The sequence below is a fragment of the Streptomyces sp. NPDC004542 genome, from assembly GCF_040610035.1.
In the GTDB taxonomy this organism is placed as follows: Bacteria; Actinomycetota; Actinomycetes; order Streptomycetales; family Streptomycetaceae; genus Streptomyces.
In genome coordinates, this window is the sequence record NZ_JBEXLP010000090.1 from 1 (window position 1) to 19,464 (window position 19,464).

General features: G+C 72.8%; 16 protein-coding genes and 1 pseudogene. 14 read left to right on the forward strand and 3 right to left on the reverse strand.

From position 1 onward, the window contains the following. Positions 1-317 precede the first annotated feature (317 nt). The 3 genes from ABZX30_RS31695 (at position 318) to ABZX30_RS31705 (ending at position 6,027) form a co-directional block, all read left to right on the forward strand. Positions 318-1,319 (forward strand): methionine synthase, encoded by a 1,002-nt coding sequence (locus tag ABZX30_RS31695; RefSeq protein ID WP_355939811.1) that lies wholly within the window; start codon positions 318-320, stop codon positions 1,317-1,319. A 15-nt stretch (positions 1,320-1,334) separates the two neighbouring features. Next, the gene (ligA, locus tag ABZX30_RS31700; protein ID WP_355939814.1) at positions 1,335-3,530 is read left to right on the forward strand and encodes an NAD-dependent DNA ligase LigA; all 2,196 of its coding nucleotides are present in this window, start codon (positions 1,335-1,337) and stop codon (positions 3,528-3,530) included. Between the two features lie 259 nt (positions 3,531-3,789). Next, positions 3,790-6,027 carry a bifunctional diguanylate cyclase/phosphodiesterase gene (locus ABZX30_RS31705; protein ID WP_355939817.1) on the forward strand — a complete coding sequence of 746 codons (2,238 nt, stop codon included), beginning with the start codon at positions 3,790-3,792 and terminating at the stop codon, positions 6,025-6,027. A 3-nt stretch (positions 6,028-6,030) separates the two neighbouring features. Here the strand turns inward: ABZX30_RS31705 and ABZX30_RS31710 are convergent. Then, positions 6,031-6,141, reverse strand: a pseudogene (locus ABZX30_RS31710) (TetR family transcriptional regulator); the annotation flags it as partial. 190 nt (positions 6,142-6,331) lie between these two features. Here ABZX30_RS31710 and gatC point away from each other — a divergent pair. The 10 genes from gatC (at position 6,332) to ABZX30_RS31760 (ending at position 15,515) form a co-directional block, all read left to right on the forward strand. Next, positions 6,332-6,628, forward strand: coding sequence for an Asp-tRNA(Asn)/Glu-tRNA(Gln) amidotransferase subunit GatC (gatC, locus tag ABZX30_RS31715; protein WP_030231941.1), 297 nt, complete (start codon positions 6,332-6,334; stop codon positions 6,626-6,628). A gap of 5 nt (positions 6,629-6,633) precedes the next feature. Next, positions 6,634-8,127 carry an Asp-tRNA(Asn)/Glu-tRNA(Gln) amidotransferase subunit GatA gene (gatA, locus tag ABZX30_RS31720; RefSeq protein WP_355939821.1) on the forward strand — a complete coding sequence of 498 codons (1,494 nt, stop codon included), beginning with the start codon at positions 6,634-6,636 and terminating at the stop codon, positions 8,125-8,127. Continuing rightward, positions 8,124-8,366 carry a hypothetical protein gene (locus tag ABZX30_RS31725; RefSeq protein ID WP_355939824.1) on the forward strand — a complete coding sequence of 81 codons (243 nt, stop codon included), beginning with the start codon at positions 8,124-8,126 and terminating at the stop codon, positions 8,364-8,366. Before gatA ends, ABZX30_RS31725 begins: the two co-directional genes overlap by 4 nt. 15 nt (positions 8,367-8,381) lie before the next feature. Then, entirely contained in the window at positions 8,382-9,896 is a 1,515-nt protein-coding gene (gatB, locus tag ABZX30_RS31730) for an Asp-tRNA(Asn)/Glu-tRNA(Gln) amidotransferase subunit GatB (RefSeq protein WP_355939827.1), read from the forward strand. A gap of 172 nt (positions 9,897-10,068) precedes the next feature. Beyond that, a complete protein-coding gene (locus ABZX30_RS31735) occupies positions 10,069-10,437 on the forward strand; it encodes a hypothetical protein (protein WP_355939829.1) in 369 nt (122 codons plus the stop codon). A gap of 95 nt (positions 10,438-10,532) precedes the next feature. Then, on the forward strand, positions 10,533-11,108 hold the full coding sequence (locus tag ABZX30_RS31740) for a GNAT family protein (protein WP_355939831.1): 576 nt from the start codon (positions 10,533-10,535) through the stop codon (positions 11,106-11,108). A gap of 46 nt (positions 11,109-11,154) precedes the next feature. Next, on the forward strand, positions 11,155-11,745 hold the full coding sequence (locus ABZX30_RS31745; protein WP_355939834.1) for a hypothetical protein: 591 nt from the start codon (positions 11,155-11,157) through the stop codon (positions 11,743-11,745). Positions 11,746-11,939: 194 nt separating this feature from the next. Beyond that, a complete protein-coding gene (locus ABZX30_RS31750; RefSeq protein ID WP_355939837.1) occupies positions 11,940-12,128 on the forward strand; it encodes a hypothetical protein in 189 nt (62 codons plus the stop codon). Between the two features lie 116 nt (positions 12,129-12,244). Next, complete coding sequence (locus tag ABZX30_RS31755; RefSeq protein ID WP_355939840.1) at positions 12,245-15,286, forward strand: AAA family ATPase; 3,042 nt, start codon at positions 12,245-12,247, stop codon at positions 15,284-15,286. A gap of 40 nt (positions 15,287-15,326) precedes the next feature. After that, a complete protein-coding gene (locus ABZX30_RS31760; protein ID WP_355939843.1) occupies positions 15,327-15,515 on the forward strand; it encodes a DUF6191 domain-containing protein in 189 nt (62 codons plus the stop codon). 35 nt (positions 15,516-15,550) lie between these two features. Here the strand turns inward: ABZX30_RS31760 and ABZX30_RS31765 are convergent, their stop codons facing one another. Then, a complete protein-coding gene (locus ABZX30_RS31765; protein WP_355939846.1) occupies positions 15,551-16,714 on the reverse strand; it encodes a PQQ-dependent sugar dehydrogenase in 1,164 nt (387 codons plus the stop codon). A gap of 130 nt (positions 16,715-16,844) precedes the next feature. Continuing rightward, positions 16,845-17,843: an aldo/keto reductase gene (locus ABZX30_RS31770; protein WP_355939849.1), complete on the reverse strand. Its 999-nt coding sequence runs from the start codon at positions 17,841-17,843 to the stop codon at positions 16,845-16,847. Between the two features lie 299 nt (positions 17,844-18,142). On the opposite strand from ABZX30_RS31770, the gene ABZX30_RS31775 reads away from it, so the two are divergent. Next, a complete protein-coding gene (locus tag ABZX30_RS31775) occupies positions 18,143-19,096 on the forward strand; it encodes a 2-hydroxyacid dehydrogenase (RefSeq protein WP_355939852.1) in 954 nt (317 codons plus the stop codon). The last annotated feature ends 368 nt before the right edge of the window (positions 19,097-19,464 follow it).

Consider the following 19,464-nt stretch of genomic DNA (forward strand, 5'->3'; position numbering starts at 1 on the left):
GCCCCCTCTGGGGGAGCTAGAGGACGAGGCCGGTTCAGGCCCACGGGGTCCGGGGCGGAGCCCCGGCGGGGTGCGGGGGCGGAGCCTCGCGGGGGTGCGGTGGCGCGGCCCACCGGCGGGGTGCGGGGGCGGAGCCCCGCGGGGGTGCAGGGGGCGCGGCCCCCTGGCGGGGTCGAAGGGGCGCAGCCCCTGGGGACGGGAAGGGCAGGGGCGGCGGGGGCGAGACACCTGAGGCCCGCCCCCGGCGCACCCCGCCCCCGGCACGACCCGCACCCGGCCTCCACCCCCCGCCCTCCGGCCTACGTAGGCTTCACCCCGTGAACGACAACCTTCGCTTCGGCCCCGCCACCGGCATCGGCTCCCTCCCCGGCACCGACGCCCGGGAAGCCGCCAAGACGGCCACCGGAAGCTTCGAGGACTTCCCGTTCCTGCCCGAGCTCCCCGCCAGGGGTCCCGGCGCCGACATGATCGGCCGTACCGCCGGAATGCTCGTCGAGCTGTACGCGCGCGTGGAGCCCAGCGGCTGGCGGATCGGGGACCGGCCGGGCCGGGACACCAAGCGCGCCCGCTCCTGGCTCGGCGAGGACCTCGACGCGCTGGAGGAGTTCACGCAGGGGTACGGGGGACCGCTGAAGGTGCAGGCCGTAGGCCCGTGGACGCTGGCGGCGAACCTGGAGCTCAGGAACGGCGAGGCCGTCCTCTCCGATCCCGGCGCCTGCCGCGATCTCGCCGCCTCCCTCGCCGAGGGCCTGCGGCAGCACCTCGCCGAGGTCCGGCGCCGCGTCCCCGGCGCCCAGCTCGTGCTCCAGTTCGACGAACCCTCCCTCACCGCCGTCCTGCGCGGCCAGGTGCGGACCGCCAGCGGCTACCGCACCCACCGCGCGGTGGACCGGCAGATCGTCGAGGCCACGCTCCGCGACCTGGTCGGCGTGCACGCGCCCGGCCCGGTCGTGGTCCACTCCTGCGCCCCGGACGTGCCCTTCGCCCTGCTGCGCCGGGCGGGCGCGGCCGGGGTCTCCTTCGACTTCTCACTCCTCACCGAGCGTGACGACGAGGCGATCGGTGAGGCGGTCGAGGGCGGCACCCGGCTGCTGACCGGAGTCGTGCCCGGCACGGACGGCCCGTTGTCAGACCCTGCCGGTAGCGTCATGGGTGTCAGGACGCTGTGGCGCAGGCTGGGGCTGCATCCGGGGCTTCTCGCCCAGGCGGTCACGGTCACCCCGGCGTGCGGACTCGCGGGCGCTTCGCCGGAGTACGCGCGCCGGGCGCTCGCCCACTGCGCCCAGGCGGCGAGATCCCTCGCGGACAACCCAGAGTAACGGGAGGACCACACGGTGGCCGGCGACAAGCAGCAGGCGGAGACGGCAGTGCCCGCCGAGGCACGGGAGAAGCACGCGCAGCTCGCTGAGCAGATCGAGGAGCACCGCTTCCGGTACTACGTGAAGGACGCCCCCGTCATCAGCGACGCCGAGTTCGACGGGCTCCTGAAGACTCTGGAGGCGCTGGAGGAGGAGCACCCGGAACTGCGCACGCCGGACTCGCCGACCCAGAAGGTCGCCGGGTCCTACCGGACGGATTTCACGTCGGTGGAGCACCGCCAGCGGATGCTCTCCCTCGACAACACCTTCAACGACGACGACCTCGCCACCTGGGCCGACCGCATCGCCCGTGAACTCGGCGACCAGGAGTACCACTTCCTGTGCGAGCTGAAGGTCGACGGCCTCGCCGTCAACCTCACCTACGAGCACGGCCGTCTCACCCGTGCCGCCACCCGGGGGGACGGCCGCACCGGTGAGGACATCACCCCCAACGTCCGCACCATCGCGGAGATCCCGGACCGTCTGCGGGGCGACCGCGTCCCCGACCTCGTGGAGATCCGCGGCGAGGTCTACTTCCCGATGGAGAAGTTCGCGGAGCTCAACGAGCGCCTGCTGGCGGCCGGTGACAAGCCCTTCGCCAACCCCCGCAACGCGGCGGCCGGTTCACTGCGGCAGAAGGACCCGCGCGTCACCGCCACCCGCCCCCTGCACATGGTGGTCCACGGCATCGGCGCCCTGGAGGGCTACGAGGGTCTCACCCGGCTCTCCCAGGCCTACGAGCTGCTGGGGACCTGGGGCCTGCCCACCTCCCGGCACAACCGGGTGGTCGACGACCTCGGCGGTGTACGGGAGTTCATCGCCTACTACGGCGAGAACCGCCACTCCGTGGAGCACGAGATCGACGGAGTGGTGGTCAAGCTCGACGAGATCCGGCTCCAGGGACGCCTCGGTTCCACGGCCCGCGCCCCGCGCTGGGCCATCGCGTACAAGTACGCGCCGGAAGAGGTCAACACCAAGCTGATCGACATCAAGGTGGGCGTCGGCCGCACCGGCCGGGTCACGCCGTACGCCCAGGTCGAGCCGGTCACGGTCGCGGGCAGCGAGGTCGAGTTCGCCACGCTGCACAACCAGGACGTCGTCAAGGCCAAGGGTGTTCTGATCGGTGACACGGTGGTGATCCGCAAGGCCGGTGACGTGATCCCGGAGATCCTCGGCCCGGTCGTCGACCTGCGCGACGGCGGTGAGCGTGAGTTCGTGATGCCGGGCGAATGCCCCGAGTGCGGTACGCCGCTGCGGCCCATGAAGGAGGGCGATGTCGACCTCCGCTGCCCGAACGCCCGTACCTGTCCTGCCCAGTTGAGGGAGCGCGTCTCCTATCTCGCGGGCCGCGAGTGCCTGGACATCGAGCACTTCGGCGGGGTGGTGGCGGCGGCTCTGACCCGTCCGCTGGAGCCGGCCGATCCGCCGCTGGTGGACGAGGGCGACCTGTTCGACCTGACGGTGGAGAAGCTGCTGCCCATCAAGGCGTACGTGCTCGACCCGGACAGCGGTCTGCCCAAGCGGGATCCCAGGACGGGCGAGGAGAAGGTCGTCACGGTCTTCGCCAACAAGGAGGGCGAGCCGAAGAAGAACACCCTCGCGCTGCTGCAGAACATCGAGGCGGCCAGGGCCCGTCCGCTGGCCCGTTTCCTGAACGGCCTTTCCATCCGCCATGTGGGGCCGGTGGCGGCGCAGGCCCTCGCGCGCGAGTTCCGCTCCGTCGACCGCATCGAACAGGCCACCGAGGAGGAGTTGGCGACGACCGACGGCGTCGGGCCCATCATCGCCGCGGCCCTGAAGGAGTGGTTCGCCCAGGACTGGCACCGCGAGATCGTCCGCAAGTGGAAGGCGGCCGGCGTCCCGCTGGAGGACGCGGCCTCGGGCGAGGACGAGGGACCGCGTCCGCTGGAAGGGCTGACCGTCGTCGTCACCGGCACGCTCGAGAACTTCACCCGCGACGGAGCCAAGGAGGCGCTGCAGAGCCGGGGTGCCAAGGTGACCGGTTCCGTCTCGAAGAAGACGTCCTTCGTCGTCGTGGGTGACAACCCGGGATCGAAGTACGACAAGGCCATGCAGCTCAAGGTGCCGGTCCTGAACGAGGACGGTTTCGGCGTCCTTCTGGAACAGGGGCCCGAGGCGGCGGCCGAAGTCGCGCTTCCGACCGGGGAGTAGCGGTTGAAGGCCTCGCGAACGGTGCATATCAGATGCATACGGGTGGCCAGGGTGCATTCGGGCAACCGTCGGCGACCGCTGCCCGTGGAAGCGTTCCGCGGCCTACTGTTGAGGTGTGCGCCTGCCGTGCCCAGCTGCGGTCGGGGCATCCCCCCGCCCGTGCGGAGCGGGAGGAAGGGCTTTCCACCGCGGAGCCGCTGATGGTTGTCGGGCATCGGGCCGCGTGGCGTGGGCACCGCCGGTTGTGAGAGGGACGGGAATGGAACCGACCGAGAGCGCCGCTCCGGACTCCCGGCTGCGCCTGCGCCGCATGACGGACGCATGGCGGGCGAGCCGGTGGCCGGGGCGGACCGCGGAGCGCCCGGGCGCGCGGGGACGCGCCGCCGGGCCGCCCACCGCGACGGACGCGCGCACCACCCCCGTACCCCTGGCCGTCGAGCCCGCCGTGTCGAGGGGGGCCGAACCCGAACGGCACGTGTCCTGGCCCGCGTTGCCCGCGGCCGTCGTGGCGGCCGCCGCCGTCACCCTGGGCGCCGGTTTCCTGCGCGCGTTCACCGGCAGCCACGCGCTCTTCCCGTCCGGCGCGGTCGGCTGGTCCCTGGCCGTGCTGACCGGCGTCATCGTCGGCCACCTGGTCATGCTCGGCCGCTCCCGCTGGTGGGGCGGCACCGGTTCCGGCGCCGCCCTCACCCTCGCCGTCCTGCTGCTGTACGGCTGGGTGCCCGCCGGCATGGTCAGCCTCACCGTCGTCGTCCTGGTCGGCATAGCCCGCCACCACCGCCGGCGCCAGGGGGTGCTGCAGGGCGCGGTGGACATCCTCGGCATCGGCGCGGGCGCCCTGGTGCTGGGCGCCTTCGGCCGTGTACCCACCATCGAGCGGCCCTGGAATCCCGCGAGCTGGACCCTCGCCACCGTCCCCGAGGTCGTCCTCGTCGCGGCCGCCTACCTCGCCGTCACCCGCCTCCTGCTGTGGTACCTGCACGCCCCGCGCGGCGGTCTGCCCACCGTCGCCCGCACCGCCCTGATCCGGCACGGGCTGGTCGCCGTGGCGCTGATCGGCATCGCCCCACTGGTGTGCGTGGTCGCCGTCGCCCAGCCGCTGCTGCTCCCGCTGTTCGCCATCCCGCTCATCGCGCTCGACTCCACCCTGTGGATAGCCCGGGCCCGGGCGGAGGAGCAGCTGCGCGATCCGCTGACCGGGCTGCCCAACCGGCAGTGGCTCCTGGAGCGGATCTGGACGGCCCTCGACGACGCCGAGCGCATCGGCGCCCGCGCCGCCCTCATGCTGATCGACCTGGACCGGTTCCGCTCGGTGAACGACACCCTCGGTCATCTCGCCGGTGACCGGCTGTTGTTGCAGATCGCGGACCGGCTGCGCCTGGCACTGCCGCGCGGCGCGGAGGCCGCCCGGCTCGGCGGCGACGAGTTCGCCGTGTTACTGCCCGTCGCCGACTCCACCACATCGGCGACCCGGGTCGCCCGCGGCCTCGTCACCGCCCTCAGCTCCCCGCTCGACCTCGACGGGCTCACCCTCGTCCTGGAGGCCAGTGCGGGCGTCGCCGTCTTCCCCGACCACGCCCTGGACGCCGAAGGGCTGCTGCGCCGCGCGGACGTGGCGATGTACCAGGCGAAGCGGGACCGTACGGGCGTGGAGGTCTACGAGTCCAAGCGGGACTCCAACACGCCCGACCGGCTGGGCCTGCTGGGCGACCTGCGCCGGGCGCTGGACGCGCACGAGGTCCAGCTGCACTACCAGCCCAAGGTCCGCTTCGACGGCCAGGTGGCCGGTCTGGAGGCGCTGGTCCGCTGGGTGCACCCGGAGCGCGGGAAGGTGCCGCCGGACGAGTTCATAGCGATCGCCGAGTCCTCGGGGCTGATGCCGTACCTGACCGAGTACGTGCTGGAGACCGCTCTCGGGCAGGTCGCCGAGTGGCGCGCGCAGGGCCTGTTCGTGCCGGTGGCCGTCAACGTCTCCCCGCGCGACGTGCACACCCCGGGGTTCGCGGGCTCGGTGGCCGCGCGGCTGGCCCGGCACGGAGTGCCCCCGGGAGCGCTGCAACTGGAGATAACGGAGCACGTGCTGCTGGAGGACCCGCAGCGGGCCGCCGACACCCTCGCCGGACTGACCGGGCACGGCGTGAAGATGTCCCTGGACGACTTCGGCACCGGGTACTCCTCGCTGGTCCACCTGCGCCGGCTGCCGGTCAGCGAGCTGAAGATCGACCGCTCGTTCGTGGCGCGGCTGGCCGTCGACACCGAGGACGCGGAGATCGTCCGCTGCACCGTCGACCTCGCCCACTCGCTCGGCCTGCTCGTCGTCGCCGAGGGCGTAGAGGACGACGAGACCTGGGAACGCCTGCGGGACCTGCGCTGCGACGCCGTACAGGGGTGGCTGGTGGCCGCGGCGATGCCCCCCGAGGAGACGACCGCCTGGCTGCTGGCCCGCGGGTCGCGGGGCTGGCAGCGGCCGCGCGCCGCGCTGCCCGCCGCCGAGTGACCCTCAGGGCAGGCGCTCCCCGGCGAAGCGGCTGATCAGCAGGGACAGACGGCGGTCGTGGGCCTCTTCCGGCAGCCGACCGCTGCGCATGAGTGTGACCAGCCCGTGCAGGCCCTGGGCGAGGCCACCCCGGAGAGCCTCCTGGAGGTGCAGGAGCTGTACGACAACCACTTCCTGAAGAGCGAGGCCTGGGACGGGCGCCGGCACTGAGTCCGGGGCGCGGCGGCAAACCGTTTCACGGGCACCCGCCCCCGCCCCATAGGATTGGGCCAAACCACACACACTCACCCCAGAGGAACGCTGCATGCCTGGCATCACGCGCGAGGAGGTCGCCCACCTCGCCCGGCTGGCGCGTCTGGAGCTGAAGCCCGAAGAGCTCGAGCACTTCGCGGGACAGCTGGACGACATCATCGGCGCGGTCGCCCGCGTCAGCGAGGTCGCCGACCAAGACGTACCGCCGACCTCGCACCCGCTCCCGCTGACGAACGTCATGCGCCCGGACGAGGTCCGTCCCTCGCTCACCCCCGAGCAGGCGCTGTCCGGCGCCCCGGCCCAGGAGCAGCAGCGTTTCAAGGTGCCGCAGATCCTGGGGGAGGACTGAATCCCATGACGTACATCATCAGGCTGACGGCCGCCGAGACCGCCGCGAAGATCGCCTCCGGTGAGCTCACGGCCGTCGAGGTCACCGAGGCCCACCTCGCGCGCATCGAGGCCGTCGACGAGAAGGTGCACGCCTTCCTGTACGTGGACCGCGAGGGCGCCCTCGCCCAGGCCCGCGCCGTGGACGAGAAGCGGGCGCGGGGCGAGAAGCTCGGCCCGCTGGCCGGCGTCCCGCTCGCCCTCAAGGACATCTTCACCACCGAGGGCGTGCCCACGACCGTCGGCTCGAAGATCCTCGAGGGCTGGATCCCGCCGTACGACGCGACGCTCACCAAGCGGCTGAAGGCCGCCGACGTGGTCATCCTCGGCAAGACCAACATGGACGAGTTCGCCATGGGGTCCTCCACCGAGAACAGCGCCTACGGGCCGACCGGCAACCCCTGGGACCTCACCAAGATCCCCGGCGGCTCCGGCGGCGGCTCCTCCGCCGCGCTCGCCTCCTTCCAGGCGCCGCTCGCCATCGGCACCGACACCGGCGGCTCCATCCGCCAGCCGGCCGCCGTCACCGGTACGGTCGGTGTGAAGCCGACGTACGGCGCGGTCTCCCGCTTCGGCATGGTGGCCTTCTCGTCCTCCCTCGACCAGGGCGGCCCCTGCGCCCGTACGGTCCTGGACGCGGCCCTCCTGCACGAGGTGATCGCCGGGCACGACCCGCTCGACTCCACCTCCATCGACGCCCCGGTCCCGCCGGTCGTCGAGGCCGCGCGCAACGGCAGCGTGGCCGGGATGCGCGTCGGCGTCGTCAAGCAGTTCCGCGGCGAGGGCTACCAGGCCGGCGTCATCCAGCGCTTCGACGAGTCCGTGGCGCTGCTGAAGGAACTCGGCGCCGAGATCGTCGAGCTGGACTGCCCGTCCTTCGACCTCGCCCTGTCGGCGTACTACCTGATCGCGCCGTCCGAGTGCTCCTCCAACCTCGCCCGCTTCGACGGCCTGCGCTACGGCCTGCGCACCGGCGACGACGGCAGCCACTCGGCCGAGGAGGTCACCTCCCTCACCCGTGAGGCTGGCTTCGGCCCCGAGGTCAAGCGGCGCATCATGCTCGGTACGTACGCCCTGTCGAGCGGGTACTACGACGCCTACTACGGCAGCGCGCAGAAGGTCCGCACGCTCATCACGCGCGACTTCGAAAAGGCCTTCGAGCAGGTCGACGTGATCGTCTCGCCGACCACGCCGACCACCGCCTTCCCGATCGGCGAGCGCGCCGACGACCCGATGGCGATGTACCTGGCCGACCTGTGCACCATCCCGACCAACCTGGCGGGCAACGCGGCCATGTCGCTGCCCTGCGGTCTCGCCCCGGAGGACAACCTCCCGGTCGGCCTGCAGATCATCGCCCCGGCGCTCAAGGACGACCGCCTGTACAAGGTCGGTGCCGCCGTCGAGGCCGCGTTCGTGGAAAGGTGGGGGCACCCGCTGCTCGAGGAGGCTCCGTCGCTGTGACCAAGGCACTGTCGAAGGCCAAGGGCTTCAAGAAGTCCAAGTCCGGTCTGTACCTGTCCATGGCCACCACCGCGTTCGGCGCGGTCGGCGTCGCCAAGCAGGCCAAGAAGGCCCGCCTGGAGAGCGACACGCTCCGCCTGATCGACGCCGCCGTGTCCGCCGCCGCCATCGTCACCGGCCTCGCCATCCTGTACCGCGAGCTGAAGCGGCTGGGCGACGACGACGTCCTGCTGGGCTGAGAGGGAAGTTTCACCGTGACCACCACGACCGACCTGGTGTCGTACGAGGACGCGCTTGCGTCGTACGACCCCGTCATGGGCCTCGAGGTCCATGTCGAACTCGGCACCAAGACCAAGATGTTCTGCGGGTGCTCCACCGAACTGGGCGCCGAGCCCAACTCGCAGACCTGCCCGACCTGCCTCGGCCTGCCCGGCTCGCTCCCGGTCGTCAACGCGACCGGCGTCGAGTCCGCGATCAAGATCGGTCTCGCGCTGAACTGCGAGATCGCCGAGTGGTGCCGCTTCGCCCGGAAGAACTACTTCTATCCGGACATGCCGAAGAACTTCCAGACCTCCCAGTACGACGAGCCGATCGCCTCCAACGGCTACCTCGACGTGCAGCTGGAGGACGGCGAGACCTTCCGCGTGGAGATCGAGCGCGCCCACATGGAGGAGGACACCGGCAAGTCGACGCACGTCGGCGGCGCCACCGGCCGGATCCACGGCGCCTCGCACTCGCTCCTCGACTACAACCGCGCCGGCATCCCGCTCATCGAGATCGTCACCAAGCCGATCGTCGGCGCCGGCGACCGCGCTCCCGAGGTGGCCAAGGCGTACGTCCGTGAGCTGCGCGAGCTGATCAAGGCGCTCGGCGTCTCCGAGGCCCGCATGGAGATGGGCCAGATGCGCTGCGACGTGAACCTCTCGCTGATGCCCAAGGGCGGCGAGAAGTTCGGCACGCGCTCGGAGACGAAGAACGTCAACTCCCTGCGGTCCGTGGAGCGCGCGGCCCGCTTCGAGATCCAGCGGCACGCGGCCGTCCTCTCCTCCGGCGGCACGATCGTGCAGGAGACCCGCCACTTCCACGAGGACACCGGGTCGACGACCTCGGGCCGGGTGAAGGAAGAGGCCGAGGACTACCGGTACTTCCCGGAGCCCGACCTCGTCCCGGTGGCCCCGTCCCGCGAGTGGGTCGAGGAGATCCGGGCCGCGCTGCCCGAACTGCCGCTGGCCCGCCGCACCCGGCTGCTCGCCGAGTGGGGCATCTCCGCCACCGACATGCAGGCCATCCTCAACGCCGGAGCCCTGGACCCGATCGTCGCCACGATCGAGGCCGGTGCCGACGCCGCCTCCGCCCGCAAGTGGTGGATGGGTGAACTGGCGCGCAGCGCCAACGAGTCCGGCACGTCCCTGGACGAGCTGGCGATCACCCCGGCGCAGGTCGCCCGGGTCACCGAACTGGTCGCGAAGGGTGACCTGAACGACAAGCTGGCCCGCCAGGTCATCGAGGGCGTGCTCGCGGGCGAGGGCACCCCGGACGAGGTCGTCGACAAGCGCGGCCTGAAGGTCGTCTCCGACGAGGGCGCGCTCACCGCCGCCGTCGACGAGGCCATCGCCGGCAACCCGGCCGTCGCGGACAAGATCCGCGGCGGCAAGGTGGCCGCGGCCGGCGCCCTGGTCGGTGCGGTCATGAAGGCGACCCGGGGCCAGGCCGACGCGGCCCGCGTCAAGGAGCTCATCCTGGAGAAGCTCGGCGTCGGCGAGGGCTGAGACCCCACGGTGCACGGCCCCGGAGGCAGGACCTCCGGGGCCGTTCCCACGCCAGCGGTGAACGGGCTCCGCGCCCGCCGCGTACGGGAAAGGTATGCGCAACAGTTCGACAGAGGTCGAAGCCGCTCCTCGCACCTGGACCGCTCGGCGACAGGTACTACGCTCGCCCGCCATGAGTGGACGTACCGACTCCGGCACGTGGCCCGGGACAGCCGGGGTGAAGGGTGTGGGGGACCGGGACCTCCCGGAGGACGCCGCGGAGGACCTCGCGGAGGAGCAGGCCGAGGATCCCGCCGAGGACGCGCGCCGGGCTCGCTGGACGGCCACCGGCACCGGAGCCGTGCTGACGCTGGCCGGCACCACCGCCTCGCTGATGCGTCTGGGCGACTCCGTCCCCGCCTTCGTGCCGGCCGCGTACGCCGCCGGTGCCGGCGTGTGCGCGCTCGCCGGGGTACTGGGCGCCAGGGGCCGTACCCGGTGGGCGCTGTGGCTGCTGATCGCGGGCACGATGATCATGGCACTCGGAGACCAGTTCGACTGAAAGGCCCCGAGGGGTGACGGAGCGCGGGCGACGCCGGCCCCGCCATGAGAGGCTCACCCGGATCGTGACGGAACCTCAGAAGGAGCGGCAGCGCGATGTACGCGATATCCCTGGGTGACGACGGAGCCGAACTCCGCCCCCTGGAGTCCTGGCACGCCGAGGAGCTCATCGCCAACATCGACCGGGGGCGGGACTTCGTCGGCCGCCACGTCGGCCTGCCGGACGTCGTGACGGACCTGGAGTCGGCCCGCGCCTGGCTGCGTTCCTACGCCGACAAGCGCGCCGCGGACGCCGGCGGCCTGCACGGGATGTGGCTGGACGGCAGGCTGGTCGGCGGGCTGCTGTTCCGGGTCTGGGACACGCCCAGCGGGGTCTGCGAGGCCGGCTGCTGGCTGGAACCCTCCGCCGCCGGGCGCGGGCTCGTCACGCGCGGCATGCGGGTCCTGCTGGACTGGGCGTTCGACGAGCGCGGCATGCACCGTGTGGAGTGGCACGTGTCGTCGGCCAACGAACCCAGCATCAACGTGGCGCGACGGCTGGGCATGACCCGCGAGGGCGTGCTCCGCGAGAACTATCCCCACCGGGGCGTGCGCACCAGTACCGAGATCTGGTCGGTCCTTGCCCCCGAGTGGCGTACGGCACGCGTGCGTGCCGCCCACGACGGTCATTAGACGATCGTTAAGGGACCTCTCAGACAGCGTCCGTACGGTGCGAGGCATGGGAACGAAGACAGTGGACGAAGCCGAGACCGGCGCCGGGGCCAAGAAGGACGGCGCCAAGAAGGACGAGGCCACGGCCGACGTCACCAGGACCGGCGACGAGCGGGCCGAGGAGCGCGCCGCCGACGGGGTGACGGCCGAGCACGCGGAGACCGGCGGCGAGGAGCCGGCCGGCGGGACCGAGGAGGCGGGCCCCTCCGGTGTCGGACAGGGTGCCGGAGCCGTGGTCTCCGCCGCCCTGGGCTTGGTCTCGCTCACCGGCGGCTGGATCGGCACGGTGGCCGCCGCGCGCGAGACCCTCGTGGGCCAGCTGCAGACCTCCTCGGGAGCGAGCATCGCCAAGCAGGTCAAGGAGGTCTACGGCGACGCCTGGCACACCACCGCGTTCTGGGCCGGCCTGTTCGCGCTGGCCGCGCTGATCACCGGCGTCGTCGTCCTGGCCCGGCCCGCCTTCGGGGCCCCCGGGAAGCCCCAGGCCGCGTGGATCAAGTCGGTCGCCTGGGCCGGCGTCTCCCTCGGGGTCATCGGCCTGCTCCTGGCCGTCCTCAAGTACTCCGACGCCCTGCTCGCCCTGCCCTCCACGAGCTGAACCACCGCTGACTGAGGGGCCTCAGACCGACCGTGCCCACCGTACGGACCGCCTGAGGCCCCTTACGTGTGTCCCGGCCCCGCCGGCCCGCCGAAGATGCGGAACTTTCCCGATGCGGCACACCTCCCTCGGAGACGAAGGTGGAGACATCGCCGGAACCGATCCGGAAGCCGGCTCTCACCAGGGAAGACACCATGTTCGAGCTCGAACTGCACCAGGCCCGTTCCACCGAGCTGCACCGCCGGGCCGAGGCCGAGCGCCTGGCCCGCGAGGCGGTACGCGGCCGGCGTGCCGCGCGCCGCGAGGAGGCGGCCCGCCGCGCCGCCGGGACCGGGCCGGATACCCGCCGCCCGCACCAGGACCGGCTCACCCGGGCCGCATGAGGGCGGGGGCGGCGGAGGGCGGCCGGACGGGGGATGGCCGCCCGCTTCCGTATGGTCGTACGACGAACCCGCCGGCCTTGTGGAAAACCCGTGCCGTCCCCTCCGGCCCGCATGCGATGCTCGGGCCCGTGGAGACCAGATCCGTCAGTCCCGTCTTCGTCGGCCGCGCCGACGAACTGGGCGCCCTGAACGACGCGCTCGCCCGTGCCGCCGCGGGGGAGCCGCAGGCGTTGGTGGTCGGCGGCGAGGCGGGCGTCGGCAAGACACGGCTCGTCGAGGAGTTCGCCACCGCCGCATGCCGCCACGGCGCCGTCGTGGCGCTGGGCGGCTGCGTGGAGATCGGCGCCGACGGGCTGCCCTTCGCCCCCTTCTCCACCGCCCTGCGCACCCTGCGCCAGGCCCTGCCCGACGAACTGGCCGCCGCGGCCGCCGGACAGGAGGAGGAACTGGCCCGACTGCTGCCCGAACTCGGCGAGGCCACCTCCAGCCGGCACGACGAGCAGGGCATGGCCCGCCTCTTCGAACTCACCGCCCGCCTCCTGGAACGCGTCGCCGCCGAACGCACCGTCGTCCTCGCCCTCGAGGACCTGCACTGGGCCGACGCCTCCACCCGCCACCTCCTCGCCTACCTCTTCCGCACCCTGCGCACCGGCCGTCTCGTCGTCCTCGCCACCTACCGCTCCGACGACATCCACCGCCGCCACCCGCTGCGCCCCCTGCTCGCCGAACTCGACCGGCTGCGCACCGTCCGCCGCCTCGAACTCGCCCGCTTCACCCGCGAGGAGGTCGGCCGTCAGATCGCCGGCATCCTCGCCACCGAACCCGACCCCGCCCAGGTCGACGAGATCTTCGAACGCTCCGACGGCAACGCCTTCTTCGTGGAGGAACTCGCCGTCGCCTCCTGTGAAGGCTGCTGCGCGGGCCTCACCGACACCCTGCGCGACCTGCTCCTCGTCCGTGTCGAGGCCCTGCCCGAACCCGCCCAGCGGGTCGCCCGGATCGTCGCCGAAGGCGGCTCCACCGTCGAGCACCGGCTCCTCGCCGCCGTCGCCGGCCTGCCGGAGGACGACCTCATCGAGGCGCTGCGCGCCGCCGTGAACGCCAACCTCCTCAGCGCCGCACCCGCCGGCGACGGCTACCGCTTCCGCCACTCCCTGGTCCGCGAGGCCGTCGCCGACGACCTGCTGCCCGGCGAACGCTCCCGCCTCAACCGCCGCTACGCCGAAGCCCTGGAGGCCGACCCCGCACTCGTGCCCGCCGACGCACGCGTGATGCGCCTGGCCAGCTACTGGTACCACGCCCACGACGCGGCCAAGGCCCTGCCCGCCGTCCTGGACGCCTCCGTCGTCGCCCGCCGCCGGCACGCCTACAGCGAGCAACTGCGTCTGCTGGAGCGGGCGATGGAACTGTGGGACCTCGCTCCGGCGGACGTGCGGACCGCCCTGCGCCCCGTCGACTACACCGAGAACTACCCGCCCTGCGGCTGCGACCCCGCCACCACGCCCCTGCGCTACCTCGACCTCATGGCGGAGGCGGCCGTCGCGGGCCGCTTCTGCGGGGAACGGGAACGCGCCGTGAAGATCGCCAAGCGGGCGCTGCGGCTGCTGGAGGACGAGGACGACCCCCTGCGCGCCGCCTGGTTCTGGGTACAGCGCTCCCGGCTCGTCCAGGCCCAGGCCCGCGGCGACGGCTGGAAGGAGCTGGCCACCGCGCAGGAACTGGTCCGCGGGCTGCCGCCGTCGGAGGTGCACGCCGAGGTCCTCGCCTACGTCGCCAACTGGTCCATGCTGCACGAGCCCGGACCCGACGCCCTCGCCGCCGCCGAACGGGCCGTGGAGTACGCGCGGATGGTGGGCGCCCGGGAGACCGAGCTGCACGCCCGCCTCACCCTCGGCGGCCTCATGGTCGACGCGGGAAACACCGAAGCCGGCCTCGCCCGGATGCGCGAGGTCAAGGAGCAGGCACTCGCGGAAGGCGTCACACACGTCGCGAGCCGCGCCTATGTGAACCTGCCGAGCGAACTGCAGTCGGTGGGCCGCGTCAGGGAGGCCGTCCCCATCCTGCGGGAAGGGATCGCCTTCACCCGCAAGTCCGGCCAGCTGGACTCCGAGGCGTGGGTGTGGGGCAACCTCTCCGCGGCGCAGTACGTGCTCGGCCACTGGGACGAGGCCACCGACGCCGCCGCCCACGCGCTCGCCGTGGGCCACGGCGCCACGACCCGGGGCGTGGGCGCCCTCCGCCTCGCCGACCTCGCGTCCGGCCGGGGCGACGTTGCCGAGGCCGCTCGCCACCTGGCCACCGCCCGAGCCCACTACGGCCCCCACGACCCCATGCCCCAGCACTGGCTGCCCATGGCCCGCATCGCCATCGGCATCGCCGCGGCGGAGGGCAGGCTGCTCGACGCCCGCGCCGAACTGCGTCGCGCCGTGGACTCCGGCTTCCCGCCCGGTACGCACCGCTATGCCTGGCCGCTGCTGCTGGCCGCCGCCACCGCCGAGGCCGACGCCCGCCCCCTGCCCGCCACGACGGAGGGCCGGGCCGAGTTCCTCGGCCTCCTCTCCGGGGCCGCCCGGAAACTCACCACCGGCCTGCCGGTCTGGCACGCGTACGAGAGATGGACCCGCGCCGAACTGCTGCGCGCCACCGGCGAGGACACCGCGGACACCTGGTCGGAGGTGGTCACCGCCTTCGAGTGCCTGGAGCGCCCCTACGACCTCGCCCGGGTCCGGTACCGGCTCGCCCAGACCCTGCTGTCGGACGGTGGCGACGACCAGCGCGACCGCGCCAGGGAACTGCTCCGCCTCGCCGGGGCCGTCGCCGGCCACCTGGGCGCCCGCCCGCTCGCCGAGGCCGTCACCCTGCTCGCCCAGCGCGCCCGCCTCGCCCCGGCCCGCGCCCCCCGGCGGGAAAGCGCCGCCGACCCCGCCGGGTCGCTCGGCCTGACCAGCCGGGAGCGGGACGTCCTGCGGCTGGTGTCCGCGGGACGCACCAACCGTCAGATAGCCGAGGAGTTGTTCATCTCCCCGAAGACGGCAAGCGTCCACGTGTCGAACATCCTGGGCAAGCTCGGCGTCTCCGGGCGCGGGGAGGCGGCGGCGGTGGCCTATCGGCTGGGGTTGTTCCCGGCCGTAACACCCGCGTCCCCGGCAGCGGGGTGAGGCTTACGCTGTACGGGACGCCAGCCGAGGGAGGCAGCGCGTGTTCGACGTCTTCGAGGAACTGTTCGCGCCCGGCCGCAAACACACCCGCGACGAGCAGAACCGGCTGGAGCTGAACCGGGAGGACGTCGGCGACGGTGACCCCGGACGCGGACCGATGGACCTCGCCTCCGGAAAGGTCGTCGTCCGGCTGCCGAGGCGACCCGGGGAGGAGCCCGCCGAGTCCTGAGCAGGCCGGGGCGGCCGGAAGCGAACCCCTGGCCCTCACCTCACCCGCAGCTCCAGGATCCGGTCGTCCCCGCTCCTGGGCTTGCCGCGGCCGTCCGTGTTGCTGGTGACCAGCCACAGCTTGTCGCCGCCCGCCGCCGCCACCGTGCGGAGGCGGCCGTACTCGCCGGTGAGGAAGGCCTGCGGGGCCGCCGAGGCCTTCGTGCCGTCCAGCGGGATGCGCCACAGGCGCTGCCCCTTCAGACCGGCCATCCAGATGACACCGTCCACGTAGGCGATACCGCTGGGGGAGGCGTCGTCGGTGTGCCACTGGGCGATGGGGTTGATGTACCTGGAGTCGCCCGACGTGCCCTCGGCGTCCGGCCAGCCGTAGTTGCCGCCGGGCTTGATCGCGTTCAGCTCGTCCCAGGTGTCCTGGCCGAACTCCGAGGCGAACAGGCGCTGTTTGCCGTCCCAGGCCAGGCCCTGCACATTGCGGTGCCCGTAGCTGTACACCGGCGAGCCGGGGAAGGGGTTGCCCGGGGCCGGTTCGCCCTCCGGGGTCATCCGGAGGATCTTGCCACCGAGCGACTTCCTGTCCTGGGCCAGGTCCCGCCGTCCGCTCTCTCCCGTGCCCGCGTAGAGCATGCCGTCCGGGCCGAAGGCGATCCGGCCGCCGTTGTGGATGTAGCCCTTGGGGATGCCCTTGAAGACCGTGTCGGGGGCGCCGAGCTGCTCGCCGGCGGGCTTGTGCGCGTCGTAGAGCATGCGGACGACGCGGTTGTCCGAGGCCGAGGTGAAGTAGGCGTAGATCATGTGGTCCGAGGCGTAGTCCGGGGAGAGAGCGATGCCCAGCAGGCCGCCCTCACCGGCCGGGGAGACCCCGGAGACCTTGCCCAGCTCCGTCTTGCGGCCCGTCTTCCCGTCGACCCGGACGATCGTCCCGTCGTCCCGGGAGGAGACGAGCAGGCCGCCGTCCGGCAGGGGAGCGAGACCCCACGGGGTCTTCAGCCCCTCGGCGACCGTGCGCAGCACCTTCACCGTGCCCTGGGCGGGCGGTGTCGGCTCGGCCGTCCGCCCCGAGGGGGACGCGCCGGGCGACGCTCCCGCCGTCGTCCTCCCGCCCCCGCCCGGCGCCGACCCCCCGCCCGGCGCCGACCCCCCGTCCGAGGAGCAGCCGGCCGCCAGCAGGAGGGCGGCCGCGGCCAACACGGCCGTCACAGCTCGAGGTTGCACGATCATGGTCCTTTCACAGCGGCGGTTCCGGCGGAACCCCACTCTCCCTCACACACCGCCCGTCAGGGCCCGGGTTCCCCCGCGCGCCGCGGCATCCCGGCGCGCGGCGGCCGGCTCAGTCCCACGACCCCTGCGCCGGAGGCAGCCGAGCCACCTCCGCCAGGTCCTGAGGGGTCAGGCGGAGCCCGGCCGCCGGGGCGTTCCCGGCCACCCAGCGCTCCTGCTTGGCACCGGGGACGGGGACGACGTGGCGGCCCTGGGCCAGCACCCACGCCAGGGCCACCTGGGCGGGGGTCACCTCCTCGCCGTGCCGGCGCGCGACGCGGCGCAGACCGGCGACGATCGGCTGGTTGGCGGCCATCATCTCGGCCGTGAACCGGGGATGGCGGGCGCGGACGTCGTCCGGCTCGAAACCCTCGCCGGGGGTCAGCGTCCCGGTCAGGAAACCGTTGCCCAGCGGCATCGCGGCCAGGAAACCGACCCCGTGGGCCTCGCACCAGGGCAGCAGCCCGTCCAGCGCCTCCGGTGACCACACCGACAGCTCGGCCTGCACCGCGCTCACCGGGAAGACCTGCTGCACCCGCTCGAGCTGGCGGAGTGTGGCGTCGTGCAGCCGGCTGCCCGCCCGGCGGCCGGCCCGGGCACCCACCGCGCACAGGCCCAACGCCCGTACCTTCCCGGCCCGGACGAGCTCCGCCATCGCGCCCCACGTCTCCTCGACCGGCACCTCGGGGTCCGCGCGGTGCAACTGGTAGAGGTCGATCACGTCCGTCTGCAGCCGGCGCAGCGAGGCGTCGCACGCCCGCCGCACGTAGCCCGGCCGCCCGTTGGCCACGATGTGCTGCTCACCGACCAGCAGGCCGACCTTGGTCGACACGAAGGCGTCCGTCCGGCGCTCCCTGAGCACCCGGCCCAGCAGCAGTTCGTTGGTGAAGGGCCCGTACATGTCGGCCGTGTCCAGCAGCGTCGACCCCAGGTCCAGTGCCCGGTGCACGGCCCGGACCGACTCCTCGCCCCGCTGCCGCGATCCGCTGTACGCCCAGCTCATCGGCATGCACCCGAGTCCGACGGCCCCCACCGCGAGCGCCCCCGCGCCGATCGTCCTGCGCTCCACCTGCCGTGAACCTCCCTGTGACCGGTCCCCAACCTAACCTCTGCGCCCGTACGCGCCTGACCTGGGGCCTTCCCGGCCGGCCCGGCCGGAGAGGCGGGGACCGGCACGCATATCCGCGGCGTTGTCGTCGGCTGCCGATTCCCCCACTCCCGGCTTCGCTCGAGCGGATGGGGCCCCCGTCGCATCGGCGCCTTCCTCCGCCTCGCAGCTGCACGCCCCGGCCCCCGCTCACCCGAGTCGACAAGGTGCCGCCGATTTTTTCCGGCCCGACCCGCCGGAAAGGCCCTAGCCTCCAGGGCATGACTGCTGACGTGTGGCTCCCCGTGCGGGCCGAGGAGATCGAGGGGCTCCCCGAGGGCCTCGCCTACCGGTTCTGGAACGGGGAGGAGGAGTTCCCCGCGGACCCGGCCGACTGCGCCTTCTACGTAGTGCCTTATATGAAGCCCAGCCCCCTGTGCGTACGCCCGCTGCCGTACATGCGCTCGTTGCAGGTCGTGCAGACGCTGTCCGCCGGTGTCGACCACGTGCAACGGGGCCTGCGCCAGGTGCGACCCGGCGTACGGCTGTGCAACGCGCGCGGGGTGCACGAGGCCAGCACCGCGGAGCTCACGCTCACCCTGGTCCTCGCCTCGCTGCGCGGCATCCCCGACTTCGTACGGGCGCAGGACAAGGGGGAGTGGCTCGCCGGCTTCCGTCCCGCCCTTGCCGACAGGACCGTTCTCATCGTCGGCTACGGATCCATCGGCGCCGCCATCGAGGACCGGCTCGCGCCGTTCGAGCTCGCGCGGGTGGTGCGCGTCGCGCGCTCAAGGCGCACCACGGAGCGCGGTCCGGTGCACCCGCTCACCGAACTGCCTTCCCTGCTCCCGGAGGCCGACGTCGTCGTCCTGGCCACTCCCCTGACAGCGCATACCCGGGGCCTGGTAGACGCCGACTTCCTGGCCCGGATGAAGGACGGAGCGCTCCTGGTCAACGTGGCCCGGGGGCCCGTCGTCGACACCAAGGCGCTGCTCGCGGAGCTGGACAGCGGGCGCCTCACCGCCGCCCTGGACGTCACCGACCCGGAGCCGCTGCCCGCGGAGCACCCCCTGTGGCGGGCACCGGGCGTGCTGATCAGCCCGCACGTGGGCGGCCCCACCTCGGCCTTCCTCCCGCGTGCGAAGCGGCTGCTGGCAGACCAGTTGAGCCGCTTCGTGAACCGGGAGCCCCTGCGCAACGTGATCCTCACGACAGGCTCCCCGGCAGGGGCGTAGTCCGCTTCGCGTACCCTCCGCGACCTTGTGGACGCGGTGTGTACGCGCCTTGCCGTTGATCGTCACGGAGCGTAGAGAAGCTATGTCCCTGAGTGACGATACTGGTGTATCGTCCCGACAGGGGCTGCGCCGTGGACCGTTCGGCGCCGGGGATGGACATTTCAGAATTTGTGAGGGGGGCGACGGGCGATGCACGGCCTATGGACGAACGATCCGACGCGGCGGAGCCGCCGACGGCGACCCTGGCGCAAGGCCACGCGCAGGCGTGGCCGTCACACCAGTCACCACCACACCAGTCACCACCACACCAGCCACCACCACACCAGTCACCACCACACCAGTCACCACCACACCAGTCACCACCACAC